The organism is Streptomyces sp. NPDC107517, from assembly GCF_055582645.1.
Genome location: NZ_JBVJPM010000085.1, coordinates 1 through 3,760, shown reverse-complemented (window position 1 = coordinate 3,760; position 3,760 = coordinate 1). Strand labels below are relative to the sequence as shown.

Annotated in this window: 5 protein-coding genes; 3 read left to right on the top strand and 2 right to left on the bottom strand. The window is 66.7% G+C overall.

The features are described from left to right. Positions 1-690, top strand: a 690-nt coding sequence (locus ACZ67T_RS46145) for an IS30 family transposase (protein ID WP_469993057.1), incomplete at its 5' end; no start/stop codon positions are given. Between the two features lie 2 nt (positions 691-692). On the opposite strand, the gene ACZ67T_RS46140 is transcribed toward ACZ67T_RS46145, so the two are convergent. Continuing rightward, positions 693-1,262 (bottom strand): transposase, encoded by a 570-nt coding sequence (locus tag ACZ67T_RS46140; protein ID WP_469993055.1) that lies wholly within the window; start codon positions 1,260-1,262, stop codon positions 693-695. 83 nt (positions 1,263-1,345) lie between these two features. On the opposite strand from ACZ67T_RS46140, the gene ACZ67T_RS46135 reads away from it, so the two are divergent. Beyond that, on the top strand, positions 1,346-1,912 hold the full coding sequence (locus tag ACZ67T_RS46135) for a phosphotransferase-like protein (RefSeq protein WP_469993053.1): 567 nt from the start codon (positions 1,346-1,348) through the stop codon (positions 1,910-1,912). A gap of 223 nt (positions 1,913-2,135) precedes the next feature. Continuing rightward, a complete protein-coding gene (locus ACZ67T_RS46130; RefSeq protein ID WP_469993052.1) occupies positions 2,136-2,642 on the top strand; it encodes a DUF2461 family protein in 507 nt (168 codons plus the stop codon). A 564-nt stretch (positions 2,643-3,206) separates the two neighbouring features. Here the strand turns inward: ACZ67T_RS46130 and ACZ67T_RS46125 are convergent. After that, the coding region (locus ACZ67T_RS46125) for a PP2C family protein-serine/threonine phosphatase (RefSeq protein WP_469993050.1) at positions 3,207-3,760 on the bottom strand (554 nt) is incomplete at its 5' end.

The following is a 3,760-nucleotide window of genomic DNA, read 5'->3' as shown; positions in this document are numbered from 1 at the left end:
CGCTATCTGCGGCGGCAGTACCCCGATGAGCCGCAGATGCACGCCTGCGCCGAGACGATCTATCGCGGACTCTTCGCCGGACTCCTGGGCCGCCGTCAGGGCCGGCTGCGGACCGGGCGAACGCGACGCAAGAGGCAGCGACGGGGCGTTCCGTCGCCCAACAAGATCAAGAACATGACCTTGATCCGCGACCGTCCTGCCATAGTCAACGAGCGCTCCAGGCCAGGAGATTGGGAGGGCGACCTCATCATCGGACGAGGTCAGCGCTCAGCGATCGGGACGATGGTCGACCGCGCCACCCGCTTCGTGCGTCTGATCCATCTCCCTGATGGATGGAAGGCCGGCCCGATGCGTGACGCCCTTACCGCACAGACCGCAGATCTTCCGGTGAAGGTGCGCAGGACTCTTACCTGGGACCAGGGCCGCGAGCTCGTACTGCACGAAGAGATAGAGCAGCTGACGGGCTTCCGAATCTACTTCTGTGACCCGCATTCACCCTGGCAGCGCGGAACCAACGAGAACACCAACGGCCTGCTGCGGCAATACTTTCCCAAGGGTTCCGACCTCACTGTCCACGACATCCGCAACCTGGGGAACGTAACCCGGCAACTGAACGACCGACCCCGAATGGCCCTTGGCGACCGCACCCCTAAAGAGGCAATGCGAGAATGGGGCGTAGCATTGCAATAACGTCATTTCGCAATCATCACTCGAAACCGCCCCGCGTCCAGGGGACGGTTCTGCCACTCGACCATGCCGGCGAGCACGCTGTCGGTGATTGTGGAGATCGTCGACTTGGATACCGCGGTGCCGTAGACCTCGGCCAGGTGCGCGGAGATCTCGCCGTGGGTGAGGCCCTTCGCCGAGAGTGAGAGCACCATTTCGTCGACCCCACCAAGCCGCTTCTGCCGCTTCTTGACCAACTGCGGCTCGAAGCTGCCCGCTCGGTCCCGGGGCACCTCGATGTCCACCGGCCCGACCTCCGTCGTCACCGTCTTCGCGCGGCGGCCGTTGCGGTAGTTCTCCCGGCCGCCTTCCGCCCGCTCGCCCGCTTCATGTCCCAGATGGGCGGTGAGCTCGCCTTCCAGTGCCGACTCCAGCACCCGCTTGGTCAGCTGCTGGAGCAGCCCGCCCTCGCCGGTCAGGCTTACCCCGCCGGCCCGGGCCCGCTCCATCAGCTCAGTCAACAGGGCCTCGTCGACGGCCTCGGAAGGCTCCGTGGTGGCCTTGCCGGTCTCGGTGTCACTCGTCACGTCAGTCATCAACTGTCGCTCTCTACACGGGAGTTACACCACTCACCGTACAGACCCACCAAGGGAGCTCTGTCGACTACTACAGTGTCTGGATGTCGATGGGCGGGCAGTCTTCGTCTCCGCTGGTGATCTTGCTTTCCGGTGCTTCGTCGTCGGGTAAGACGAGCCTTGCCAGGGCACTACAACGTCGACTCGCCGATCCAGCGGTCTTGGTCGAGGCAGATCGAGTGTTTCCTGCGATCCCATCCGGACACCCGGCATGGATGTCGACGGGACGGTCACACGCCGAGGTAGTGCTGGCGTTTCATCGCTCGGTCGCAGTCTGGGCAGAGTGCGGGTTCAATGTGATCGTCGACGGCTCGCTCCCCTATGGGGATTGTCAGCTTCGCGACCAATGCGTTCGGGTCTTTGAGCCGTTCGACCTTCGGATCGTTGGTGTCCGATGCTCTGACGCGGTGTTGGTCGATCGCGAGACGTCCAGGTCTGATGAGCGTCCCAAAGGTTGGGCGGTGCGGCAGGCGAAGGACATCCACGATGGCATGCGGTACGCGGCAGAGGTGGACACGACGGCGAGGCTGCCCGAGGAATCCGCCGACGATGTGGTGGTTCAGCTCGGTCCATCGCTGGTTCGACAGCACTACGTAAGGGCTGTCCGGTAAGTGGGATCCGTGGTGGGAGGGTTCAGAGAAAGGTCAGCGGGACCTCGGGTCAGCGGGACCTCGTTCTCGATGCAGAGTCGCAGGACGCCCGCGAGCTGGCAGGCCTCCGCGATGTGCTCCCGCCGTCGGTGCTTGAAGTTACTGGCGGCGGGTCAAGGGCGAACCGACCCATGCGACCCGCGAGCGCTACCGCGCGGACCGCGAACGCCTGGTCCGGCAGCCGATGATCGCCCTGCTCAACGAGGTCGCGGACACCGACCCCCGGTACGAGGACTTCTCGGTCTGGCACTACCGCACCAACTCCTGGTGGTGGCAGCACCAGGGCGCGGTGATCCGACTCGGCCGCAAGATCGAGATCAGTCTCCGGTTCGCCCTGGACGGTCTGCGGATCCAGGGCGCCTGGTGGTACCCCGATCCCGGCCAGGTGGACATGTTCCGCAAAGCCGTGGCCTCCGAGGGGAGCGGCCGCGAACTGTCCGCCATCGTCGAGGACGTGCGGAAGAAGGGCTACGACATCTCCGGGGACGTGATGAAACGCCCCCCGCGCGGCTACCCGGCAGACCACTCCCGTGCGAACTTGCTGCGCCATCGTTCGCTGATCGCCGCCCGGCACCTCGGCTGCGAGGAGTGGCTGCACACCCCCGAGGCAGTCGACCGGGTCCTCTCTGGCGCCGCCGACCTGGATGCCCTGCTGATGTGGCTGGTCCGCCATGTGAAGCGCGCCGCCTGACATCACCGGGGCGCCGCGCGGCACGGGAGGAACCACACCCGCACCGCCGGCTCCCCCCCGCCCCCCGCACTCAGGAGGTAATGCGCACCTTCAGCGCCGACCGGTCGTCCGTCGCCCGAAACCGTCCGGCACCTCGGCCAGGGGGACGGCACGGTCGAAGACGGGCCCGGATCGAGGGTCCCGGAGTGCGGAGAGCACATCCGGCAGGAGTTTGGGAATGCAGGCGGTCACAGCCTCGGCGTATGCAGCGAAGCGCGAGAGGCTGCAGCCTCGATGGTCTCTGCGTCGTGTGCCCGCAGGCGCCCTGGTCGGTCCTGTCCGCCGGCGCGGCGAGCGCTGACTGCGAGTTCGCCTCGATGCTCGCTCTGTGCGCGAGGACCGGCACCGTGGCTACGAACCCCTCGGACAGGGCAGCCATGACGGCGTGGCTCAGGCGGAAGCCGGGCGGGCGGTTCCCCGCCGCATAGTCCAGGCCCGTGCTCAGGCGGAACAGGAAACCGGTGTGGCGGTCAGAAGAAGACGGCGACGGCCGCGAGAGGATGTGCGGTGTGCGGCCTGGCCGTTTCAGACGAGGGCCATGGCGAGTACGGCCTGGTCGTCTCGCTCGGAGGTGGCCGACCAGCTCCTGGTGTCGGTCTCCAGGAACGCCACGACCGCCTCCGGATCCGTCCTTTGTGTGCCGCGGAAGTGTTCGGTGAGCCGTTCCAGGACGGGGTAGAAGGTGCCGTCGGAGTTGCGGGCCTCGCTGATGCCGTCCGTGTAAAGGACGAGGACTTCGCCGGGCGGCAGCCTGTGCATGGTCGTCACCCCCGGGACGGGAGAGAGTTCTTTGAGTCCGAGGGGGAGTGCGGGGGCTGTCGCCAGGATGCGGGCGCCGTGGGGGCCGACGGCGATCGGGGGTGGGTGGCCGTGGTCCATGATGCGTACGGTGTCCTGGTCGAGTTCGAGGACCAGTGCGGTCACGAACAGCTCGGCGTCGCCGGGCGTTGTGCGTGCCACGTTGCGGTCGATGCTCAGTTCCAGCCGGTCCGCCAGGAGGGGGAGATCTTTCCATTCGTGCGCGGACACCCGGAAACCCGCCAGGACCGCGGCCACCGCCTGCACCGCGTCCAGTCCCT